General features: G+C 62.1%; 26 protein-coding genes. 8 read left to right on the plus strand and 18 right to left on the minus strand.

The window, feature by feature from the left end; all coding sequences use genetic code 11:
• Positions 1 to 43: 43 nt before the first annotated feature.
• Positions 44 to 880: a hypothetical protein gene (locus tag FJ977_RS35665; RefSeq protein ID WP_181179519.1), complete on the minus strand. Its 837-nt coding sequence runs from the start codon at positions 878 to 880 to the stop codon at positions 44 to 46.
• Between the two features lie 111 nt (positions 881 to 991).
• Between FJ977_RS35665 and FJ977_RS02790 the strand changes: the two genes are divergently transcribed.
• Positions 992 to 1,951, plus strand: coding sequence for a LysR substrate-binding domain-containing protein (locus FJ977_RS02790; protein WP_140768337.1), 960 nt, complete (start codon positions 992 to 994; stop codon positions 1,949 to 1,951).
• 62 nt (positions 1,952 to 2,013) lie between these two features.
• Here the strand turns inward: FJ977_RS02790 and FJ977_RS02795 are convergent, their stop codons facing one another.
• On the minus strand, positions 2,014 to 2,526 hold the full coding sequence (locus tag FJ977_RS02795) for a DinB family protein (protein WP_140768339.1): 513 nt from the start codon (positions 2,524 to 2,526) through the stop codon (positions 2,014 to 2,016).
• Positions 2,527 to 2,692: 166 nt separating this feature from the next.
• Between FJ977_RS02795 and FJ977_RS02800 the strand changes: the two genes are divergently transcribed.
• Positions 2,693 to 3,385 carry a glutathione S-transferase family protein gene (locus FJ977_RS02800; RefSeq protein ID WP_140768341.1) on the plus strand — a complete coding sequence of 231 codons (693 nt, stop codon included), beginning with the start codon at positions 2,693 to 2,695 and terminating at the stop codon, positions 3,383 to 3,385.
• 82 nt (positions 3,386 to 3,467) lie between these two features.
• On the opposite strand, the gene FJ977_RS02805 is transcribed toward FJ977_RS02800, so the two are convergent.
• Complete coding sequence (locus FJ977_RS02805; protein WP_140769693.1) at positions 3,468 to 3,740, minus strand: DUF2934 domain-containing protein; 273 nt, start codon at positions 3,738 to 3,740, stop codon at positions 3,468 to 3,470.
• Positions 3,741 to 4,075: 335 nt separating this feature from the next.
• On the opposite strand from FJ977_RS02805, the gene ndk reads away from it, so the two are divergent.
• Complete coding sequence (gene ndk / locus FJ977_RS02810) at positions 4,076 to 4,498, plus strand: nucleoside-diphosphate kinase (protein WP_010915217.1); 423 nt, start codon at positions 4,076 to 4,078, stop codon at positions 4,496 to 4,498.
• Positions 4,499 to 4,559: 61 nt separating this feature from the next.
• Here the strand turns inward: ndk and FJ977_RS02815 are convergent, their stop codons facing one another.
• The 6 genes from FJ977_RS02815 to FJ977_RS02840 form a co-directional block, all read right to left on the minus strand.
• Complete coding sequence (locus FJ977_RS02815; protein WP_140768343.1) at positions 4,560 to 5,324, minus strand: YbaY family lipoprotein; 765 nt, start codon at positions 5,322 to 5,324, stop codon at positions 4,560 to 4,562.
• Positions 5,325 to 5,429: 105 nt separating this feature from the next.
• Positions 5,430 to 5,909 (minus strand): molybdenum cofactor biosynthesis protein MoaE, encoded by a 480-nt coding sequence (locus FJ977_RS02820; RefSeq protein ID WP_140768346.1) that lies wholly within the window; start codon positions 5,907 to 5,909, stop codon positions 5,430 to 5,432.
• A 5-nt stretch (positions 5,910 to 5,914) separates the two neighbouring features.
• Entirely contained in the window at positions 5,915 to 6,172 is a 258-nt protein-coding gene (gene moaD / locus FJ977_RS02825) for a molybdopterin converting factor subunit 1 (protein WP_140768348.1), read from the minus strand.
• Between the two features lies 1 nt (position 6,173).
• Positions 6,174 to 6,770 carry a CDP-diacylglycerol--glycerol-3-phosphate 3-phosphatidyltransferase gene (gene pgsA, locus FJ977_RS02830; protein WP_140768350.1) on the minus strand — a complete coding sequence of 199 codons (597 nt, stop codon included), beginning with the start codon at positions 6,768 to 6,770 and terminating at the stop codon, positions 6,174 to 6,176.
• Between the two features lie 97 nt (positions 6,771 to 6,867).
• Positions 6,868 to 8,937 (minus strand): excinuclease ABC subunit UvrC, encoded by a 2,070-nt coding sequence (uvrC, locus tag FJ977_RS02835; RefSeq protein ID WP_140768352.1) that lies wholly within the window; start codon positions 8,935 to 8,937, stop codon positions 6,868 to 6,870.
• Positions 8,934 to 9,695 (minus strand): SDR family oxidoreductase, encoded by a 762-nt coding sequence (locus FJ977_RS02840; RefSeq protein WP_140768354.1) that lies wholly within the window; start codon positions 9,693 to 9,695, stop codon positions 8,934 to 8,936. Before FJ977_RS02840 ends, uvrC begins: the two co-directional genes overlap by 4 nt.
• Positions 9,696 to 10,108: 413 nt before the next feature.
• Between FJ977_RS02840 and FJ977_RS02845 the strand changes: the two genes are divergently transcribed.
• On the plus strand, positions 10,109 to 10,765 hold the full coding sequence (locus FJ977_RS02845; RefSeq protein ID WP_140768356.1) for an outer membrane protein: 657 nt from the start codon (positions 10,109 to 10,111) through the stop codon (positions 10,763 to 10,765).
• A 62-nt stretch (positions 10,766 to 10,827) separates the two neighbouring features.
• Here the strand turns inward: FJ977_RS02845 and FJ977_RS02850 are convergent, their stop codons facing one another.
• Positions 10,828 to 11,424: a glutathione S-transferase gene (locus FJ977_RS02850; protein ID WP_140768358.1), complete on the minus strand. Its 597-nt coding sequence runs from the start codon at positions 11,422 to 11,424 to the stop codon at positions 10,828 to 10,830.
• 411 nt (positions 11,425 to 11,835) lie between these two features.
• Positions 11,836 to 12,210, minus strand: a complete 375-nt coding sequence (locus FJ977_RS02855) for a hypothetical protein (protein ID WP_181179522.1) — start codon at positions 12,208 to 12,210, stop codon at positions 11,836 to 11,838.
• A gap of 365 nt (positions 12,211 to 12,575) precedes the next feature.
• Between FJ977_RS02855 and FJ977_RS35670 the strand changes: the two genes are divergently transcribed.
• Positions 12,576 to 12,716, plus strand: coding sequence for a hypothetical protein (locus FJ977_RS35670; RefSeq protein WP_181179525.1), 141 nt, complete (start codon positions 12,576 to 12,578; stop codon positions 12,714 to 12,716).
• A 126-nt stretch (positions 12,717 to 12,842) separates the two neighbouring features.
• Positions 12,843 to 13,154 (plus strand): transcriptional regulator, encoded by a 312-nt coding sequence (locus FJ977_RS02860; protein WP_140768363.1) that lies wholly within the window; start codon positions 12,843 to 12,845, stop codon positions 13,152 to 13,154.
• Between the two features lie 78 nt (positions 13,155 to 13,232).
• On the opposite strand, the gene FJ977_RS02865 is transcribed toward FJ977_RS02860, so the two are convergent.
• From FJ977_RS02865 to FJ977_RS02880, 4 genes are all read right to left on the minus strand, one after another.
• Positions 13,233 to 14,069 carry a DMT family transporter gene (locus FJ977_RS02865; RefSeq protein WP_140768365.1) on the minus strand — a complete coding sequence of 279 codons (837 nt, stop codon included), beginning with the start codon at positions 14,067 to 14,069 and terminating at the stop codon, positions 13,233 to 13,235.
• Positions 14,066 to 14,647 carry a TetR/AcrR family transcriptional regulator gene (locus FJ977_RS02870; protein WP_140768367.1) on the minus strand — a complete coding sequence of 194 codons (582 nt, stop codon included), beginning with the start codon at positions 14,645 to 14,647 and terminating at the stop codon, positions 14,066 to 14,068. The genes FJ977_RS02865 and FJ977_RS02870 overlap by 4 nt, the downstream gene beginning before the upstream one ends.
• A 283-nt stretch (positions 14,648 to 14,930) precedes the next feature.
• Complete coding sequence (locus FJ977_RS02875; RefSeq protein WP_140768369.1) at positions 14,931 to 15,383, minus strand: hypothetical protein; 453 nt, start codon at positions 15,381 to 15,383, stop codon at positions 14,931 to 14,933.
• 137 nt (positions 15,384 to 15,520) lie between these two features.
• Entirely contained in the window at positions 15,521 to 15,943 is a 423-nt protein-coding gene (locus FJ977_RS02880) for a VOC family protein (RefSeq protein ID WP_140768371.1), read from the minus strand.
• Positions 15,944 to 16,130: 187 nt separating this feature from the next.
• Here FJ977_RS02880 and FJ977_RS02885 point away from each other — a divergent pair, with 187 nt between their 5' ends.
• Entirely contained in the window at positions 16,131 to 16,910 is a 780-nt protein-coding gene (locus FJ977_RS02885; protein WP_246682805.1) for an AraC family transcriptional regulator, read from the plus strand.
• Between the two features lie 21 nt (positions 16,911 to 16,931).
• Here the strand turns inward: FJ977_RS02885 and FJ977_RS02890 are convergent, their stop codons facing one another.
• From FJ977_RS02890 to FJ977_RS02900, 3 genes are read right to left on the minus strand one after another with little or no spacing between them, the layout of a single operon-like run.
• Positions 16,932 to 17,795 carry a 23S rRNA (adenine(2030)-N(6))-methyltransferase RlmJ gene (locus FJ977_RS02890; RefSeq protein ID WP_140768373.1) on the minus strand — a complete coding sequence of 288 codons (864 nt, stop codon included), beginning with the start codon at positions 17,793 to 17,795 and terminating at the stop codon, positions 16,932 to 16,934.
• Positions 17,792 to 18,403, minus strand: a complete 612-nt coding sequence (locus FJ977_RS02895; RefSeq protein ID WP_140768375.1) for a hypothetical protein — start codon at positions 18,401 to 18,403, stop codon at positions 17,792 to 17,794. The genes FJ977_RS02890 and FJ977_RS02895 overlap by 4 nt, the downstream gene beginning before the upstream one ends.
• A gap of 19 nt (positions 18,404 to 18,422) precedes the next feature.
• Positions 18,423 to 19,100: a TetR/AcrR family transcriptional regulator gene (locus FJ977_RS02900; RefSeq protein ID WP_140768377.1), complete on the minus strand. Its 678-nt coding sequence runs from the start codon at positions 19,098 to 19,100 to the stop codon at positions 18,423 to 18,425.
• An 85-nt stretch (positions 19,101 to 19,185) separates the two neighbouring features.
• Between FJ977_RS02900 and FJ977_RS02905 the strand changes: the two genes are divergently transcribed.
• A complete protein-coding gene (locus FJ977_RS02905) occupies positions 19,186 to 19,656 on the plus strand; it encodes a carboxymuconolactone decarboxylase family protein (RefSeq protein WP_140768379.1) in 471 nt (156 codons plus the stop codon).
• The last annotated feature ends 463 nt before the right edge of the window (positions 19,657 to 20,119 follow it).

Consider the following 20,119-nt stretch of genomic DNA (forward strand, 5'->3'; position numbering starts at 1 on the left):
TCTTGTCCGAAAACCGGGTCCCACTTTTCGGAATCATGGTTCGCTACCATGATTCCCGTGCCCCGCCCGGAACCTGTGCTTCGGCTGTTGGGGCGGGCGTCGGATGCTCCGCCTCGAACCGGCGATAGGCAGGCAACTGGTTGGTCCAGACATCTTCGGCGAGTTCATTGACCCACTCGCGGTCGTGGTCGTTGTCGGCGGCAAGATAGAACATGCGGTTGTCGTCGACATAGGGCTTGGCCACCGAACGCTGGTTGAGCACCAGTGTGACGCGCTCGCCATACTGGATCGGCGCCGTGCGATGCAGCACGCCAAGGAACTGCCCGAGTGTCGCGTAGTTCATCTTGTGATCGATGCGCATGATGCGGTTGCGCGGAATCTCGCGGCCGGATTCGAGGAGGGCCCGACCGGTCTCGGAATCGTCGCAATAGATCTCGAGATGGCCGCCGACCAGCGGATTGCTGATCGACAGCGGAATGAGTTCGGTGACCGGAACGCCGTCGCAATGCCACTCGACGGCGCCGTCCCTTGGATTCATGAAGGTGACGGTCGAGCCGACGATCGATAGCGGATAGGGCTCCAGCTTCGTGCCCATCATGTCGGACAGTCGCTCCAGGCGCAGCTTGTCGTGCAGCAATTCCCTGATTTCGGGGATGAAACGGTCAGCGCCGGTGATAAAGGTCAGGTCGAGGTGCTTGTGCACGGCATGGCTGGCCTTGAGCTTCAGGGCAGCCTCCTCGATTGCGGCAAGCAGGGCCGGATCATAGCCATGCAGATACTGCGCAACGCCGAAACTCGACACTTTCCAGGCGGTTTCATGTCCGATAATGGCCTCACGGCTCATCGCATAGCGCAGTTCGGGTATGGTGTGTGCGTTCATTGTACTTCTCCAAGTGGGGGCAAACACTTGGTTAACAGTCGATTAAATTAGTCCCCCCTGTAAAATTAGGAATGCTAGTGCTACCGTAAGCCCAGCTTAAGGTCGAAAGCCGTGCGTCTGCTCAGTCAGGTCAACCTCAATTCGCTGAAAATCGTGGAGAGTGCTGCAAGGCACGGCAATTTCACGCGTGCGGGCGAAGAGCAGTTCATCACCGCTTCCGCGGTCAGCCAGCGCGTCAAGAGCCTGGAGGACCAGCTGCGCTTCAAGATTTTCCAACGCGGTGGCAATGCGGTGTCGCTGACGCCGGAGGGTGAGACCTATGTCTCGCGCGTTCGCGAGGCGCTGGAGCGAATCGTTGCGGCCAGCATGGAAGCGACCGGGCAATCGCAAGAGCATGTGCTGAAAATATCCGTGCTGCCGACCTTTGCCGCACGCTGGCTGTTTCCGCGCCTGCCGCTGTTTCAGCGGCAATATCCCGATATCGTGATGCGGGTTTCGACTTCCTATGCCACGCATGAATTCACGACCTCCGATTTCGATCTCGAAATCCGCTATGGCGACGGCCACTTCAACGGGCTGCCATCCGATCTGCTGTTTCGGGAAGACCTGACGCCGGTGTGCAGCCGCAAGCTGTTCCATGAGGTACTCGGCGAAAAGCCGCTGTCGAAGGTGACACCGGACGACCTCAAGCTCTTCACGCTGTTGCATTCCGATACCTGCACCCAGAACTGGCAATCCTGGCTGGCCTTCGCCGGTGCCAGCTTCGTGCTCAGCGAGACCAAGAGCATCTATTTCGACTCGTGCATGATGTCCTACGAGGCGGCCAATGCCGGAATGGGTTTCGCCGTCGCCAACCGCGCCTACATGGCCAGCGACATCCGCGCCGAAAGGCTGGTCGCTCCCTTTGCCGTCCACCACCCGAACACGGCCGGCTGGTATTTCGTCTCCCCGCACAAGAGCCTTGCCGCACGCAAGGTGCAGCTGTTCAAACAATGGGTCATGGCGGAAGCGGCCCTGACGCAACGTCAATTGGATAGCGAAATCAGAGACTTGGCTGCTGAGGCCGTCTGAAGTTCGGATCGACCCTCATTCGTCCCTCGATGACGAGGCGAACCGCCCGCTTTCGAACTGGATCAGGCGAAAGCCCTGCCCTCCTCGGTGCGCTGGAAATGAGCCAGATCGAGCTGCACGGAAGGGCGACCGAGAACCGTCAGGATCATATGCGCCTGACCGCGATGATGGGTCTGGTGGTTGAAGACATGAGCCAGCGCTGGCGCCAGGCGCTGCGAGACGGTGCGCATGTCCGATACGGTCATATAGGTGAAGCGGCCCGACAGCGCCTTGTCGCTCAAGCCGGCGAGCCAGTCGATGATCCGCCGGTCCTCCGCCTCGCGCGCCGTTCTCAAATTCGGCAAGGCGCGGTGCAGCACGGCGTCCAGTGCCGTCGGCGCGTCGCCTTCGCCGGTGAAGCGCTTCATCCAGATGCGATCGGCGGCGAGCAGGTGATTGAGCGTGCCCATCAGCGAGCCGAAGAAGGCGCCGACATCGCGATTGAATTCCTCCTCATCGAGATCGGCGGCGGCGGTATAGATGCGGCCATTGGCCCATTGATTGTACGCCGCAAACATCATGAAGTGCTGTTTCATCTTTTCTCCCGCCGCCCCGTCTCGGGGTGTCGGGAGCGATACCTAGAGCAATTCACCGTTTCACGGAAACGGCGAATTGCTCTAGCCTTGTTTTGACGCAATTCCGAACGGAAAACCGCTCGCACTTTTCCTGGAATTGCTCCAGACTGCAAAGGTACCCGCGCCAATGACCATTCTGCTTTATGATCTCGTCGGGCGTGACGAGAGCCGTCCGTTCAGCCCGCATTGCTGGAAGGCAACGATGGCGCTTGCCCACAAGGGGCTCGATGTCTCAACTGCACCGACGCGTTTTCTCGAGGTCCCCACCATAGAAGGCGGCGCTTCGAAAAGCGTTCCGGTGATCCGCGACGGCGACAAGGTGGTCATCGATTCCTTCGCCATCGCGCTCTATCTCGACGAAGCCTATCCGGACCGGCCGACGCTGTTTGGCGGCGAAGGCGGCAAGGCGATGGCGCGCTTCATCGAGCGCTGGTCGCAATTGACCATCCATCCCTACATCACCACGGCCGCGCTCACCGACCTCCATGCCATGCAGGACGAAGAGAACGCTGTATATTTCCGGCAGAGCCGGGAACAGCGTCTCGGCAAGCAGTTGGAAGATGTCGTCGCGGCACGCGACGGCGGGTTGGCGGCGTTTCGGGCCTCGCTTGAGCCGCTGCGCTCGATGCTGAGCTATCAGCCCTTCATCGGCGGTGCCTCGCCGCTGTTTGCGGACTATATCGTCTTCGGCGCGTTGCAATGGGCGCGCATTGCCACGCCCTATCAGCTGCTCGAAAACAGCGACGTGGTGGCGCAATGGTTCAGCCGCTGCCTCGACCTGCATGGCGGGCTGGGACGAAAGGTGGCTGCGGCGGCGTGACGGCCGCAAAACACCTGCCCTGCCCTCAAGGCAGATCGGGCGCCGTCAATCCATGGCGAAATCAGCGGCGGGATAGCTGGCCTTACTTGGCCGCCTTCTTTGGCTTGCTGGTTTTCGGCTTGCTGGCTTTCGTGGCGGCCTTTTCTTCCTTGGTCGCGGCCTTTGCCTTGCCAGCGCCAGATGCCTTCTTGGCTGGCGTCTTGGCCGCCGACGGCTTGCCCGCGTCCTCCCGATCGATGTCGGCCGCCGCCTGGTGCCAATGGCGTTCGTGGTGACCGGCTGGTTGCCCTTCTTCCTGCCAGATCTGATGTGCGCGATTGCGAATGCGCTCCTGACGATCGTCTGCCATGGTCATGTTGTCTCCATTCGGGCCGACTTCAGCGCGGCGCCGATACGCGACTATAGCAAGCAAAGCGTTGCTGTGCAGCCGTCTGATCCGGCCCAGGGAGCACCCGGCTGACATGGAAGCGTCCCGCCGGCCCGGCCCTTCGCTGTCGCTGCGGGCGTTCGTCGTCCGCTTCGCGGACCGGTTCCCGGCCCTTCGCTACCGCTGCGGGCGTTCGTCGCTCGGAAAGCCAAGCAATTGGCTTTCCGTCCGCTTCGCGGACCGCTCCTCACCCCTTGGCAATGGGGCGGGCGGCTTGTATAGAGCCCGCCACTCTCAATTCCATTCTCAGACAAGGACGACCCATGGCGCTCGAACGCACCTTCTCCATGATCAAGCCGGACGCAACCCGGCGCAACCTCACCGGCGCCATCACCAAGATGCTCGAAGATGCCGGCCTGCGCGTCATCGCTTCGCGCCGTGTGTGGATGAGCCGCCGCGAGGCAGAAGGCTTTTACGCCGTCCACAAGGACCGCCCGTTCTTCGGCGAACTGGTCGAGTTCATGTCCTCGGCTCCGACGATCGTCCAGGTTCTGGAGGGCGAGAACGCCATTGCCAGGAACCGCGAAGTGATGGGTGCCACCAACCCGGCCAACGCCGCCGAAGGCACCATCCGCAAGGTGCATGCGCTGTCGATCGGCGAGAATTCGGTGCACGGCTCCGACGCGCCGGAAACCGCCGCGCAGGAAATCAAGTACTGGTTCTCGGACACCGAGATCGTCGGCTGAGCCGACATCGCCAAGTCTCATGCGAAAAGGCCGGCATCTCGCCGGCCTTTTTCATTGGCGGTCAGCTCGCGGCGCTGAAGCGAAGGATTTCGCGGCCGTCCTTGTCCGATATGGTGAGCTTGCCGGCATCGACCTTGTAGGAAGCCGCCCTGGCTAGGGCACCGAACAACGCCTTTTCCTCGGCCATCACCTCGGGCGCGCAGGCCTTGTAGGTCGAACCGATATTGCTGATCGCGATCGCCTGGCCATCGACCTTCGCCGTGGCAAAATAGGCGTTGCAGGGGCCACTGCCGCCAGCCTTGCCGGCCTCGCTGATCCTGAACGTCGCCTGCGGCGCGGTGATGGCGCCGATGCCGTCGACATAGTCGACCACCCAGAGCTGGCCAAAGACGGAAGCCGGCGGCTCTGTGCCTGACGCGACCATCTTGAGCATGATGGTTTGCGGCGCGTCGGTCAGCGGATCGAGCTGATGGCGCACATCGGAAATGAACATCAACTTGCCGTCGACAGTGATCCGCGCCTGCAGCGCATAGGTCATCTGTGACCGGATCGCCGATGGATCGAATTTGATCTCGAAGCTGATCGGCACCTGGCCGGTCGGCTTGATAGTCTGCTCGCCGATGACCCTGGCCGGCGCGTCGGCCAGCGAGACATCGACAAGCTGGACGGAAAGCACGGCGCTGGGCGGCAGGGCGATGCGCTCGCGATAGATCACCTCGCCCCTCACCGCCTTTTCGGCGGCCACGGACAGTTCCGGCACCGCCAGGATACCGATGATCAGAGGCACGAAACCGAAGACGAAGAACTCCGCGAGCCTGTCCAGCATGACCACCTCCCTTGCCCGGGATCGCCAATCCCCGGGCTGCCAATAGCTGACCACGCCGTCCATCTGGCCAAAGGATTGCGGTCAATGCATGGCTGCGACAGGGATTTATTCGGAAGGCGATTTCCAGCGCCCTGCCGCTTGGGCGTCGGTTTCCTTGGCCTCGACCCAGCCGCCCTCGGAGCCATCGGCGCGGTGCTCCTTCTTCCAGAAGGGTGCACGCGACTTCAGATAATCCATGAGGAAATTCGCCGCCTCGAACGCCGCCTGACGATGGGCGGAGGCGGCCACCACCAGCACAATATTCTGACCCGGGACGATCTTGCCATGGCGGTGGATGACGGTGAGGCCTTGCAGCGGCCAGCGCTGAACCGCCTCAGCGGCGATACGACCAATCTCGGCCTCCGCCATGCCGGGATAATGCTCGAGCTCAAGTGCGGACAGGGCACCCTGCTCATCCCGACAAAGACCGGAGAATGTGACCACCGCGCCAATATCGGCGCGGCCTTGCGTCATGCCGGCAATTTCGGCGGCGACGTCGAAATCCTGGCGCTGGATGCGCACGCTCGGCACCAGGACGGCCGACATGGGTATCAGCCCCCGGTCATTGGCGGGAACAGCGCGATCTCGCGCGCGCCCGAAATCTTCTCGCGGTGGTCGACATGTTCCTGATTGATGGCAACACGAATCACGTCGGGATACTGCAGCGCCTGCTCGTAGCCCTCGCCACGCGATTGCAGCCAGCGCAACAGGTCGGCGACCGTCTCGATGCCCGCCGGCAATTCAACGTCTTCCTCCGATGTGCCGATCCGTTCGCGCACCCAGGCGAAATAGATGAGACGGGTCGTCATCTCACTCATCCATGATGTGCTTGAGGCCGGCGCGGAAATAGTCGTAGCCGGTGTAGAGCGTGACGAGCGCCGCGATCCACAGCAGCACCAGGCCGGTCTGCGTGGTCAGCGGGAATATCTTGTCGCCGGCCGGCCCCGCCAGCAGGAAGGCGATGGCGACCATCTGGATGGTGGTCTTCCACTTGGCAAGCTGCGTCACGGGCACCGAGACCTTGAGCGCCGCCAGATATTCGCGCAGGCCCGAAACCAGGATTTCGCGGCACAGGATGATGATTGCCGCCCAGAGCGACCAGCCGGCGATGCCGGCATGGCGATCGGTGTCGGCCGCAAGCAGCAAAAGGCACGTGGCGACCAGCAGCTTGTCGGCGATCGGATCGAGCATCTTGCCGATGTTGGAGGTCTGCTGCCAGGCGCGCGCAAAATAACCGTCGAAATAATCGGTGATGGATGCGAGCAGGAAAATGATCAGCGCCGACCAGCGGGCGAAGTCGCTGGATTTGAGATGGCCTTCGAGAAAAAAGCACAGCACCACCAGCGGCACCGCGATAATGCGGGCGTAGGTCAGTATGTTGGGCAAGTTGAACGCGCGCTGGGCCATGTCTGGGGGACTCTTTCTGCCTGCGTACTCAAATCAGAAGCGAATGTAGGGGGTCAACAGGCCAGATTCGACTGACCAGCTGAAACTGCCGAATTTTTCAACTTTCGTGAAAATGATTGTAGACCAGCTTGGCGACCTGTTCGGAAATGCCGTCGACTTTCCTCAGATCCTCGATTGCCGCACGGCTGACCGCCTTGGCGGTGCCGAATGCCAGCAGCAGCGCCCGCTTGCGGCCGGGACCGATGCCGGCAATCTCATCGAGCGGGCTCTTGACCATTTCCTTCTTGCGCCGCGCCCGGTGCGAACCGATGGCGAAGCGATGGACCTCGTCGCGCAGTCGCTGCACGAAATAGAGCACGGGGTCGCGCACCGGCAGCGAAAACGAGTCCCTGCCCCTGACGAAAAAACGTTCGCGGCCGGCATCGCGGTCCTGGCCCTTGGCGATGCCGATGGCCACGACGCGGTCCTCGATGCCGAGATCGGCGAGAATCTTGCGCACCGCCGTCATCTGGCCCTGACCACCGTCGATCAGGATGACGTCGGGCCAGGCCGGGAAGCTGCCGGAGATGTCGTCGTCGATATCATCGGCCGCCTCGCCTGCCGCGGCGTCGTCGGCCACGGCAACATCGCCATGCTCCTTGAGCAGCCGCGAAAAGCGCCGCTCCATCACCTCGCGCATCATGCCGAAATCGTCGCCCGGCGTGATCTCGGTCGAGCGGATGTTGAATTTCCGGTACTGGTTTTTGACAAAACCTTCCGGCCCCGCGACCACCATGGCGCCGACGGCATTGGTGCCCATGATGTGCGAGTTATCGTACACTTCGATGCGCACCGGGGGTTTGGCCAGCCCGAAGGTCTCGGCGAAACCGGCAAGCAATCGCCCTTGCGTCGACGTTTCGGCCAGCCTGCGGCCCAACGCCTCCCTGGCGTTCTGAAGGGCGTTGTCGGTCAGGTCCTTCTTCTCGCCGCGCTGCGGCACCGAAATCGCCACCTTGCGGCCGGCGCGGGTGGAGAGCGCCTCGGCCAGCAGCTCCTGGTCTTCGACCCCACGCGACAGCAGAATGGTGCGTGGCGTCGGCTTGTCGTCGTAGAACTGCGCCAGGAACGAGCCCAGCACCTCCGATCCCTCCAGTGCCGGGTCGGCCTTGGGGAAATAGGCACGGTTGCCCCAGTTCTGGCCGGTGCGGAAGAAAAAGACCTGGATGCAGACCTGGCCACCTTCCTGATGGATGGCGAAGACATCGGCTTCGTCGACGGTCTGCGGGTTGATGCCCTGATGGCTTTGCACGTGCGACAGGGCCGCCAGCCGATCGCGATAGATGGCGGCGCGCTCGAAATCGAGGTCTTCGGACGCCTGCTGCATGGCGGCCGAAATCTCGGTCTTCACCTTCTGGCTACGGCCAGACAAGAAATCCTTCGCCTCGGAGACCAGTTCGGCGTAGCCCTCATGCGAGATTTCGCCGGTACAGGGGCCGGCGCAACGTTTGATCTGGTACAAAAGGCATGGCCGCGTGCGGTTCTCGTAGAAAGAGTCGGTGCAGCTGCGCAGCAGGAAGGCGCGCTGCAGCGAATTGATGGTGCGGCCGACGGCGCCGGCCGAGGCAAAGGGGCCGAAATAGTCGCCCTTGCGAGACCGCGCGCCGCGATGCTTGTAAATGCCGGGCGAGGCGTGGTCGCCGGTCAACAGAATGTAGGGGAACGACTTGTCGTCCCGCATCAGCACGTTGAATCGCGGCCGCAAGCGCTTGATAAGGTTGGCCTCAAGCAGCAGCGCTTCGATCTCGGTGCGGGTGACGACGAATTCCATCGTCGACGTCTCGCGCACCATGCGGCCGATGCGGTTGGTGTGGAACCGGCCCTGCGCGTAGTTGGTGACGCGCTTCTTCAAGCTCCGCGCCTTGCCGACATAGAGCACGTCGCCGGCGGCGTTCATCATGCGGTAGACGCCGGGCGCATTGGGCAGCCGCTTGACCAGCGTCTGGATCACCTCGGCGCCGACCATGCCTTCGGCATCGCCGGCATGCGGCGTCCAGTCGATGGCCGTGAAGGCGACATCCGGGCCAACTGGTTCGACGATCTCCTCCAGCGCCTCGTCCTCGAGGTCGATTTCGGGAGGAAGATCATCGGCGCCGCCGCGCGCCTTGCTTTTGTGATCCAGTGGACTCATTCCGCCATGCCTGTCACATCGGGCGTCTGCCATGCAAGATGCTGGCCGCCATCAAGCGCGATCATCTGACCGGTGACCGAGCGCGCATCCCAGAGATAGCGGATGGTGGCGCCGAATTCAGGCAATTCCGGGCCGCGCTTCAGGATCAGGCCGGCGACCTGTGCGTTAAAATCGGAATCATCCTGGCGCATGTTCTTCAACGTCGGCCCCGGACCGATCGCGTTGACACGAATGCTTGGGCCCAGCGCCTGCGCCAACATCCGCGTTTGCGTCCACAGGGCGGATTTGGACAGCGCATAGGAAAAATAGCGCGGCGTCGGCCGCCAGACGCGTTGGTCGATGATGTTGACGATCAGCCCCTCCTGCCCTTCCGGCAAGGCGCGGGCGAAATTCTGCGCCAACAGCGCCGGCGTCTTCACATGAATGGCAAAGTGGCGGTCCCAGGCCTGCCAGTCGAAATCGTCAACTGAATCATCGACAAAGAGCGAAGCATTGTTGACCAGAAGCGAGATGGGCCCCAGCGCGACTTCCGCCTGACCGACGAGGTCGCTGACGGCATTCATATCGGTCAGGTCGGCGCTTACCACCGCCGCGCGGCCGCCGGACTGGTTAATCCCCGCGGCCAAGGCGTCAGCCTCACCGCGCGAGCGATTGGCATGGATGGCGACTGCAAAACCATGGCTGGCGAGGTCCTCGACGATCGCCTTGCCGATCCGTTTCGCCCCGCCGGTCACCAGCGCCGCGGTGGCTTTGCTCATCTTCAGTCAATCCTCAATTTCGGCACGAAAAGACGGCGCCGGCAAAATATGGCCCGCCATCCGTTAAATGGCGTTCGCACCTGGGGCAACATTGTGGCGAAACCGCCTGGCGGACATTCAGACTCGCCTCATACCAAGGCCAGTCATATCCCCATATAGGGCGCTGGACTCCTTGCACCAAGCGGTGTGCAGCGCAACATGGCCAAGCTGCTGACATTTCGCTGTTGCGAAGATGCAACGTCAAGGTTCTGCCTCATTCGTGCCGGGGAATGACCCAAGTTCAGGTTCGCTTCAGCCGCATTTTGACACGACATTTGGAACCGACGAACGCCAGATCCGTTTCACCTCCCGGACGGGTTGATGGCGATCGTAAGAAACAAGCCTGTGTCCTGTGGCTTAAGGAGTAAAGAACAATGCAAGCCAATCTCAAATTCGCACGGCCGCTGGCCGTCGCGCTCGGGCTCTTCGCCCTCGGTGGAACCGCTTATGCCGCGGACGTCGTTCAGGAAGAGCCGCCGGCACCCGCTCCGGTTGCCGAACTGCCTGTGGCATCCTGGGCCGGCCCCTATGCCGGTATCAACCTCGGCTATGGCTTCTCCGGCCGTACCAAGGAAAAGGATACCGGTTTCGACACCAGCACGAAGGGTTTCGTCGGTAGCGTCTTCGGCGGCTATCAGTGGCAGCAGGAGAACTTCGTGTACGGCGGTGAAGCCGAACTCGGCTACAACGGCGTCAAGGGTGACGACAATGGCATCCACTCCAAGGGTGGCTTCGAAGGTTCGCTGCGTGCCCGTCTGGGCTATGCAGTGACCCCGGAAATCCTGCTCTACGGCACTGGCGGTCTCGCCGGCAGAAGCCTGAAGGTGGAAGACTCCGACCTCCTCGCCAGCGACACCGGCACGATGATCGGCTGGACCGCGGGCGTCGGCACCGACATCAAGCTGACCGACAATGTCTTCGGCCGTGTCGAGTATCGTTACACCGACTTCGGCAGCAAGAGCTTCGATGGTATCGGCAAGGTCAAGGCCACCGACAACCGCGTCACCTTCGGCGTCGGTATGAAGTTCTAAGTCGTTCAAGCCACGACACGAAAAAGCCGGGCCTTGCGCCCGGCTTTTTTTGTGGCCGCCGGTCAACCCGGGATCGCGGACTTCAACTCCGGGAATTTCTCGTCGAAACGCGCCGCCCAGCGGGTCAACCGGCCGCGGCCCTTTTCCCATTTGCCGGTAAAGCGCAGTGAGAGATAACCGAGGCAAGCCCGCAGAGCCATCTGGCCGGCGGTGATCTTCTTCGGCAGTTTCGGCGGGTTGGCGTTGAGCAGGTCGAGAGCGGAGGTGATCTTCGCCCACTGCCGGTCGAGCCAGGGCTGATAGACCATCTCCTCAGGCCGGGTGCGGCGCTCATAGACCATCGACAGCGCGCAATCGCAAATGCCGTCGGCCAGCGCCTCCAGTACTTCCGCCTCCAGCCGCTTGTCGGGATTGCGCGGAAACAACGCGTTCTTCGAAATCCGGTTGAGGTGCTGGGTAATAGCGCGGCTGTCGTGGATCGAACGGCCGTCATCAAGCACCAGCACCGGGATCTTGCCGAGCGGATTGGCACCGATCAATTCGGCCGGTCGGTCCTCGGTTTTGACCGGCACCAGATCGATCTCTATCCCGGCATAGGCCGCAGCCATCCTGACCTTGGAGCTGTAGGGAGAGGTGGATGCGTAGAGCAGCTTCGACATGATCGGTTTCCTGTTGCGGACGTCCAGTGTTGACTGGACGGGCACTTGCGATCAACCGCCAGAGCGCAAAAAAAGAGCTGCCAGAAACCGATTGCGGTTTCCGCCCCAAGCATAGCCTACAGAGTGGTATGTTGGAAACACGAGCAAGCTACGGCAGCAGGCTGATTATCTTCAAACCTGCATTCGCATCTCACCAACCAGGCACTGCGCCGGGGCCTTCGCCAAGCGCGACAAGGAGACAGTTCAACGGGCGAGCGAGGCAGCCAACCGGCGCCTCGCTTTGCTTGCCCCCTCGGTCTGATCCCGATGTTCAGCCCCGAGGGCTGAACCCGCTGCCGGACTTGCTTCGATCCAGTTCGTCAGAGCGTCCTTGCCGAGCCCCGAAGGACACGCGACGCCCCAACGACCGGTCTACTTCTTGGCCGGAGCCTTCGCCTTTGCAGGCGCTGCCTTGGCCTTCGGCGCGGCGGCTTTCTTCACCGCGGGCTTTGTAGCGGCCGCTGCTGCTTTCGCAGCCGGCTTTGCCGCTGCCTTCGCGGCGGGCTTTGCCGCAGCCTTGGCGGGCGCTGCCTTCTTGGCCGCGGGTTTTGCCGCCGCCTTGGCCGCAGGCTTCTTCGCCGGTGCTGCCTTCGCTGCAGGCTTTGCCGCTGCCTTGGCGGGCGCCGCCTTCTTCACTGCGGGCTTCGCCACAGCCTTGGCCGCTGCCGGCTTCTTGGCCGGTGCTGCTTTCGCTGCGGGCTTTGCTGCGGGCTTTGCCGCCGCCTTCGCAGGCGCTGCTTTCTTCACTGCCGTTGCGGCCTTCGCCGCGACTGCTTTTGCGGGTGCTTTCTTTGCCGGTGCTTTGGAAGCCGGCGCTTTAGATGACTGCTTAGCCATGTCATGCCCCTTCACGTTATGCCGATGGCCGTGAATGACCCCGGCGCGCAATGCATATCTGACTCGCGGCTCGCTAGCCAGCGAAGCAATGGTATGATTTTCTCAGCTTAAATTTTCGTTGAGATCGAGACGCGATCGCACTCATCATCGCAAAAATCCGTCGCTGATCTTCTGATACCACCGGCAATTTGACACCGGCATTCTCGATGCGAGCCTACCATCGAACTCCGAAGACTAGCGAGCAACTTTACGTATGATCGTCGGCCGTGAATATCATGACCTTCCACCTCATCGAGGCGATCATCTTCCGCAAGCGAACGGTCTATGCGGATCAGGAGCGCGATACGGCGACCGATCTGAGGATCACCTTGTCAAGCATGCATCGATACCTCCAATTGACAGACAGCTCTGCATGACAGAGTATTCTGCAAAGATGCGATTGCGCTTTGTCGATCGCGCAAGAAGCAAGTGGCGCTGCCGCTTTCCGAGAGCGCCGTGCCACATGACGACAATCCAAGGCCTTGCCGCATTGGAGCCCATCGATGAGCGCCGACGACATCATCCATCAGAATACACGGCTCAGGATCATGGCCATCCTCAACACGCTGGAAAGGCGCGAGGCGCTGGAGTTCACCCAGTTGAAGATCATGGTCGAAGCCACCGATGGAAATCTCGGGGCACACCTCGATACGCTGGCCAGGGCGGGCTATGTCGATATTGAAAAGCTCTTCGTCGGGCGACGGCCGCAGACACGGGTCAAGGCAACAACGATCGGGCGGCGGGCCTTTCGCGGTCACATTGCCTTTCTTCGCAAGATCATCGATCAGGCGCAGGCAACGCGGCGCGGGAAATAGCACTGCAATTGAGCAAACACCGTTGGCGCGTCGCGACGACGGTGGCGCCCCGCGTATAAGGCAGGCGCATGGATTTCGTCACGGCTGATAGCCGAGGCAGATGGCGCCGAGCGCCACGACGGCGCAGGCGCCGACCCGCCGGGGTGTCAGCGTCTCGCCGAGAAACAGCCGGCCGATGAAAGCCGCGAAGACGACACTGGTCTCGCGGATCGCGGTGATCGGACCGGCAGGTCCGAGCGCGAAGGCCGCCACCACGACGCCATAGGCCAGAAGCGCGAACAGGCCGCCGCCCAGTGCCTTCCAGGTCTCCGGCCCCCGCGGGTCGACAGCAAGCCGGCCACGACTGGCGACGAAGGTCGCCGGCAGCAATGCGCCATAGGCCAGCAGGACCCAGGCGGTGTAGGCGCCGACATTGCCCGCCGCGCGAACGCCGATTGCATCGACCGTCGCATAGGCGGCGATGATAGCTCCCGTTGCCAGCGCATAGAGGATCGATGTCGCGGCGGCTCTTCCTCGTCCGAGCGAAAGCCCCATGATGCCGCCACCGACCAGGGCGACGCCGACGGTCTCCAGAACGGTGAGCTGCTGGCCGGCCAGCAGGAAGCCGCCAAGGGTGACGAGCAGAGGCACGCTGCCGCGAACAATCGGGTAGACCTGTCCCAATTCGCCATGTCTGTAGGCGGCCACCAGGAACACGCTGTAGCCAACCTGCAGGCAAGCCGAGAGCCCGACATAGAGCCAGGCCGACGTGGCCGGAAAACCGTTGAGGATTGCCAGGGGAATGGCCAGCATCGTGCTGGAGAAGCTCATGACGGTGACGGTCCACAACCTGTCGGCGCCTGTTCGCAGGAAAGCGTTCCAGCTCGCGTGCAGGATCGCCGCGAACAGCGCGAGGCCGACGACCAGCGGACTCATTGCGGTCTGCGCGAGGCAGCGATGATGTCCAGGGCCGCCTTGCGGGCTTCACGAAGAGCAGTACCCGCCTGCCCCATCTGCGCCATCAGGGTGGCCCCTTCGATCAGCATCAACAGCGTCGCCGCCACGTTCTCGGCGCGCCCGCGCGGCATCACCTGCGCGAGGATCGATCGCATGCGCTGCTTGAAGCCGTCCTTCTGCCTGGCGACGGCCTTGAATACGGCATGCTGCGGGTCACCGAACTCAGCCAGCGCATGCGCGAACAGGCAGCCGTGGAAATCCGGGCTACGGAACCAGCGGCCATGCCAGTCGAAAATCTTCGCGATCTTCTGCTCCGGCGTCATGCTCTCCCGCGCAAGCTGGTCGAGCTGTTCGTCAAAACGCCTGGCGCGATAGTCGAGCACCGCGACGATCAGTTCATCCTTGCTGGGGAAATGGCGATACATCGTCATCTTGGCCACATCGGCCTCGGCGATGATCCGGTCGATCCCGGTGGCATGGAAGCCGGCACGCTTGAACAGCGCGTAGGCGGTTTCGACGACGTGCTGGCGTTTGTCGGAGACAGGCGACGGCGTCATGATGCGCACCAAGTGATGAGACAGGTCTGTCTCATACCTATGCGATGGATCTCACCGTCTGTCAACACGGCACGGAAAAGGCCTGCGGCTGATCAAGCCGCAGGCCTTAAAGAAAATCGAGAATTTGGAAGATCGCGCTTAGGGTGTGCTGAGATTCAGGTCAGGCCGAGTCGAAAACGGTAGCTTCCGAGAATCGGAGCGGAGCGTACTCAAAGTACGAGAGCACCGGAAGCGCAGGAAGCTACCGTTTGCAGGCCGGCCTCACCTGAATATCAACACACCCTTAGCGTAGGACGCGGCAGCGGCCGTTATAGACCATCCAGCGGTCGAAGCCCGAGACGCAGAATTCGACATTGTCGCCGATCGAGGCAAAGCCCTGGCCTTCCTCGATCAGGTACCAGATAGACCGGTCGCGCCCGTCGGAGAGGCTGACGGTGGCCCCGCAGTAGCGGCGGCCGATCGGCCAGGTGTCGTCTGCCGGCAGATAGCGGTGCTGATGGATGCGCCGGAAGTCGGTGATCTGCACATCCGGCAGATGCGGCACATGATGCACTTGGTAGGAGAAGCGGGAGGTGATCTTGCTCAGCACCCAAGGCTGGCCGCAGACGCCGCCATCGTCGTCCGAATAGACGCCAAGGTCAGCCGCCTGGACCGCATGGGTAATGCCAAGAGGCGCGGCGAGCGGGGTACAGAGCGAAATCAGGGCAGCAAGTGCGGATTTGGCGAAGCGAGTCATGACAGCCTCTCAAGGTCGATTGCGCGCACTGTGCGGATTCGCTTGGCGTCGGTCAAGCGGTTGCTCAGACAATGGTTTCCAGAAACCAGCTGAAGCGTCTACCAACGTACCTACCGGCTACACGTTCCTCTCCAGCATCAGTCTTCCGGAAGAAAGGCTGGGTTGAAGACGACCTCCCAGAGATGGTCGTCCGGGTCCTGGAAATAGCCGGCATAGCCACCCCAGAACGTATTCTGGGCCGGCTTGACGAGACGGGCGCCTGCCCTGACGGCCTGCACCATCACGGCATCAACCTCAGCCTCGCTCGTGACGTTGTGACCGATGGTGAACTCGGTCGGGCTTCGGTCTGTCTGGCCGATGCCGGCGTCACGGGCGATGTTGGGACGTTCGAAGATCGCGAACTTCAAGCCGCCCTGCAGATCGAAGAAGGCGACGGCGCCGTGCTCGAACTCCCTGCCGATGATGCCCTCGGTCGGAAGCCCAAGTCCGTTTCGGTAGAATTCGAGCGAAGCTTCCAGACTATCGACACCAAGCGTGATGACACTGATGCGAGCTTTCATATTGATTTCTCCCTTCTATATTCAGGACTTGCGCGGTGACGTCAGCGCGGATGTGGTCGCTAATGCCAGCGGAAGGCTTCATGTGATTTGCCACGGCTGGAGCGGCGCAAATTGAAGATTTCGGCCAAAATGGCGGAGAGCGCGAGCCGAACGGCGAGCTTATGATTGCTGGCCAAGCAGACGGATGATGGCTGAAGGGATGGAAGCGGTACTGGCGCAGACCACCGGCTTTTTCCGGGAACGCCCGGCAGACAGGCGGCTGGGTGCCGTCTTCGCGTCCGTCTGGATCCACCGCATGCAGGACAAGGACGCTCCACCTGTCGTGATAACGCCGGATGCGACGATCGACCTGCAGTGGATCGACGGCCGGTTCCGGGTCGCGGGGCCGGACCGGGAGCCGCAGATCGAGGTATTGCCGTCAGGAGCGACGATTGTCGGATTCAGATTCCGGCCAGGAGTGGCCGCCGCGTGGCTGGGCGTGCCGGCCAACCGGATCGTCGGAGAACGCCTCGACCTCGGTGACCTTTGTGGCACCATGGCGCGCCATCTGGCATGCCGCGTGCGGGACACGCACGATCTTGCCTGGCTGGCGGGGCAGTTGGAGAAGGCAATCGGGGAATACACGCAAGAACACCGTGCGCCCGATGTGGTCATGGGCAATGCATTCGACGTCATCGACCGGGGGCTGCCGGCCGGCAAGCCGCTGGTGCCGTTCCTGCTGCGCAGCTTGCATATGAGCGAGCGGTCGCTGCGTCGCCGTTTCGAGGAGAGTTTCGGCTATGGCCCCAAGACGCTCGACCGCATCCTTCGCTTCCATCGTTTCCGGCGTCTGCGGCAGGCATCCGGCAATGCCTCGACCGCTGTCTTGGCGGTCGAGGCCGGCTATGCGGATCAGGCCCATTTGATACGCGAAAGCAGGCGGCTGTCCGGCATCACGCCGTCGGCACTGGCCGCCACCGGAGCATAGCAGCGCCTCGGCCGACAGCGTTCAAGCCGTGCCCGCCTGCTCCCCGGCCAGCCACTCCAGCGACCAGTGCGCCGGCTTTTCCACCGCAAGCAATTTGTGGAGGGCCGGCAACAGCGTTCGCAATTCGCCTTCCAGCGTGAAGGGCGGGTTGACCACGACCATGCCGCTGCCATCGAGGCTGGGCTCAGAAGAGGCCGGCCGGATCTCGAATTCGATGTCGAGGATTTTCGGGATGCCGGATTGCTTCAGCGCCTTCCTGAAGGCGATGATCGCCTTGCGGTCCTTGATCGGATACCATAGCGCGTAAATGCCACCGGGCCAGCGCTTGTGCGCCCTTATGAGCCCGTCGACAAGACGGCCGAACTCGCCCTCCTCCTCGAACGGCGGATCGATGAGGACCAGGCCGCGCTTCTCCTTCGGCGGCAGATGCGCGCCGAGCGCCAGCCAGCCGTCGAGTTCCATCACCCTCACCTGGAAGTCGCCGGCGAATTCCGCCTTCAGCTTGGCGGCGTCTTTCGGGTGCAGTTCGATCGCCGACAACCGGTCCTGCTTGCGCAGGAGATGGCGCGCCAGCATCGGCGAACCCGGATATTTCTTCACGCCGTCCCCGGGATTGAGCGACCGCACAGCCTCCAGATAGGGCGCCAGCAACGCGCCCGCCCTGGCGTCGAACGAGGCATCGATCAGCCTGCCGATGCCGCCTTGCCATTCGCCGGTCTTCTGCGCCTCGAGCGACGACAGATCGTAGCGGCCAATGCCGGCATGGGTATCGACGACGCGAAAAGCCTTGTCCTTCTGCTTGAGATAGTCGAGCAGCCGCGTCAGCACGACATGCTTGACGACATCGGCGAAGTTTCCGGCGTGGTAGGCGTGGCGATAGTTCACTTGGGTCCCCTGCCCCAGCGCGGCGGCGGCGGTTGCGAGTTCGGATTGTCCGGCCGGCCACCACCGGAACGCCGGGACAGCAGGAACCCGATCAGGCCGACCGCCATCAGCGAGAAGCCGACCGGCCGCGCACGACGGTCGGCCTCGCCGACACCGGAGCGCAGCACAAGGTCGACCGCCCGCATCGGTATGTCCTCGGCGTCGCCCGGACCGACGGTGAACACATACGGGCCGGGACTGACGGGCGCGATGACGCCCGCCTCGTCGCGAAAGATCTTGTCGGGCAGTTGCGGGCTGGCCTGGCGCGGGTTGTCGACATGGTTGAACTGCAACGTCGATGCAAGCACCGTGCGGCCATTGGTGGCGGCGGTCAGCGTCAACACCGTGCGTTGCTGCGAAACGATGCGCTCGGCTCTCGCCGTCAAGTCGACCAATGCCCGCACCGGCGCGTCGCGGCCCGAGAGCGACACGGTCACCGGTTTGAAGCGGCCTTGTTCATAGACCCGCCAGGTGCCGATTTCGCGGCCGGAAAAATTGGTCATCGCCCAGGGATAGATAAGGCCTATACCGGTGCCGGCCAGCAGGATCAGGACAAACAGAAAGCGCATTCAGACAGTCACCTTGTAATCATGCCTTGCCGGGCAACTGGCCAGTACCGGCACCGTCGCGCAGGCGTTCCATTTCGTCCAGCAGCATGTCGAGGCCGAGTTCGAATGTCTTGTCGAATTCGGCGGTGCCGAAAAAGCGACCGGCCGCCGTGACATTGGGAAAATCCCGGGCCAGTTGCTCGTCGTTGACCGTGTTCACAGCCGACGGGCCCCTGGCATAGCCCGCGTTCTCGTCCAGCACCGCCCCCATCAAATAATAACCGACGGCGCGAAACAGCCGCGCGCTGAGTTCGGTGTCAAAGCCGGCATCCCTGAACAGGCCGATAATGCCGTCCAGCCAGGCAAGGCAGATGGGCGAGTTCATACGGTAGGTGACGAAGAAAGCGGCATAGGCTGGATGGTCGCGGCCGATGCGACGAAAATCCTCGATGGCGATGCGCATCCTTTGCCGCCATGGGAGGCTGGCGTCGGGCATTTCAAGCGCACCGATCAACCGGTCGACGAGGGCTTCGTGCAAATGCGCCACCGAAGGAAAGTGGTGGTAAATGCTCATCGCCTCGCAACCGAGTGCCGCCGCCAGCTTGCGCATGGAAAAGCCGGCGAGCCCCTCCTTCTCGATCACCTCGAAGGCCGCGTCCTCGATCATCTCGCGCGACAGGCGGCCACGCGTTCCGGCTTTTTTTATCGATGAGTCCATGGCGCCGCTTGACAACTTACACCGTAAGGTTCACTTTTCGCATCACCTTACACCGTAAGGCTTGGAAAAACCAGAGGAGAATGTCATGTTCGACTATCGCATTCTTTCATCCGTGCCTCCTTCCATCCGCCGGACCTGCCTGCTCGCCGTTACCGGCTGTGCACTGACGCTGGCCGCGGCACCTGCCCATGCCGACGACTATGATGCGACCCTCAAGGATATCCAGTCGACCATGGGTGGCGTACCGAGCTTTGTGAAGCAGTTTCCCAAAGCCGGTCTGCCCGGTGCCTGGGCCGAGGTCAAGGCCATCGAACTCAGCGACAAGACGGCGCTGCCGCCCAAGATCAAGTCGCTGATCTCGCTGGCGGTGGCGGCGCAAATTCCGTGCAGCTATTGCATCTGGTCGGACACCCAGGACGCCAAGCGCGCCGGCGCCACCGACGAGGAGATCCAGGAAGCCGTGACAATGGCTGCGTTGACCCGCCACTGGAGCACCATCTTCAATGGCATGCAGGTCGATTTCGACACGTTCAAGAAGGAAATGGGCGGGCAATAAGCCCGCCGGCAAGAAGGAAATGGGTGGGCAATAAGCCGGACGGCAAAAGGAAATGGGGAAGTGGCGAACCAGCCGATGGCTGGTTGTCATCACCCAAGAGGCCCGTCAAATGGCGGGCCTCTTCGTGGGTAGCCCATGCAACCGATACGCGGTTGCATGGCGAATGCTCCCTGTCCGAGCCTGGCAAGCCACCTTCTAGTGTCATTGTCGGTAGCGGCCGCTCTACCTAGGCGATCAATAAATATGGCTAAATTAACCATTAGCAACGTAATGAAGGGCCTATCCGCGCTTTGCTGGCGATTCGGATTGTGGACGAGCACTTTGGCGCTGGAGGGACTTGATGCGCGAATACAACCGCAGTTCAGGCACTCGTTGCAACACATCAAAAGTCAATCTAGCGTTGAAATTCAACTATAAACTCTTAGCTTTTGGTCTTTCTCTGATTATAAGCGGTTGCCAATCC

Source organism: Mesorhizobium sp. B2-1-3A, from assembly GCF_006442655.1.
GTDB lineage: Bacteria > Pseudomonadota > Alphaproteobacteria > Rhizobiales > Rhizobiaceae > Mesorhizobium.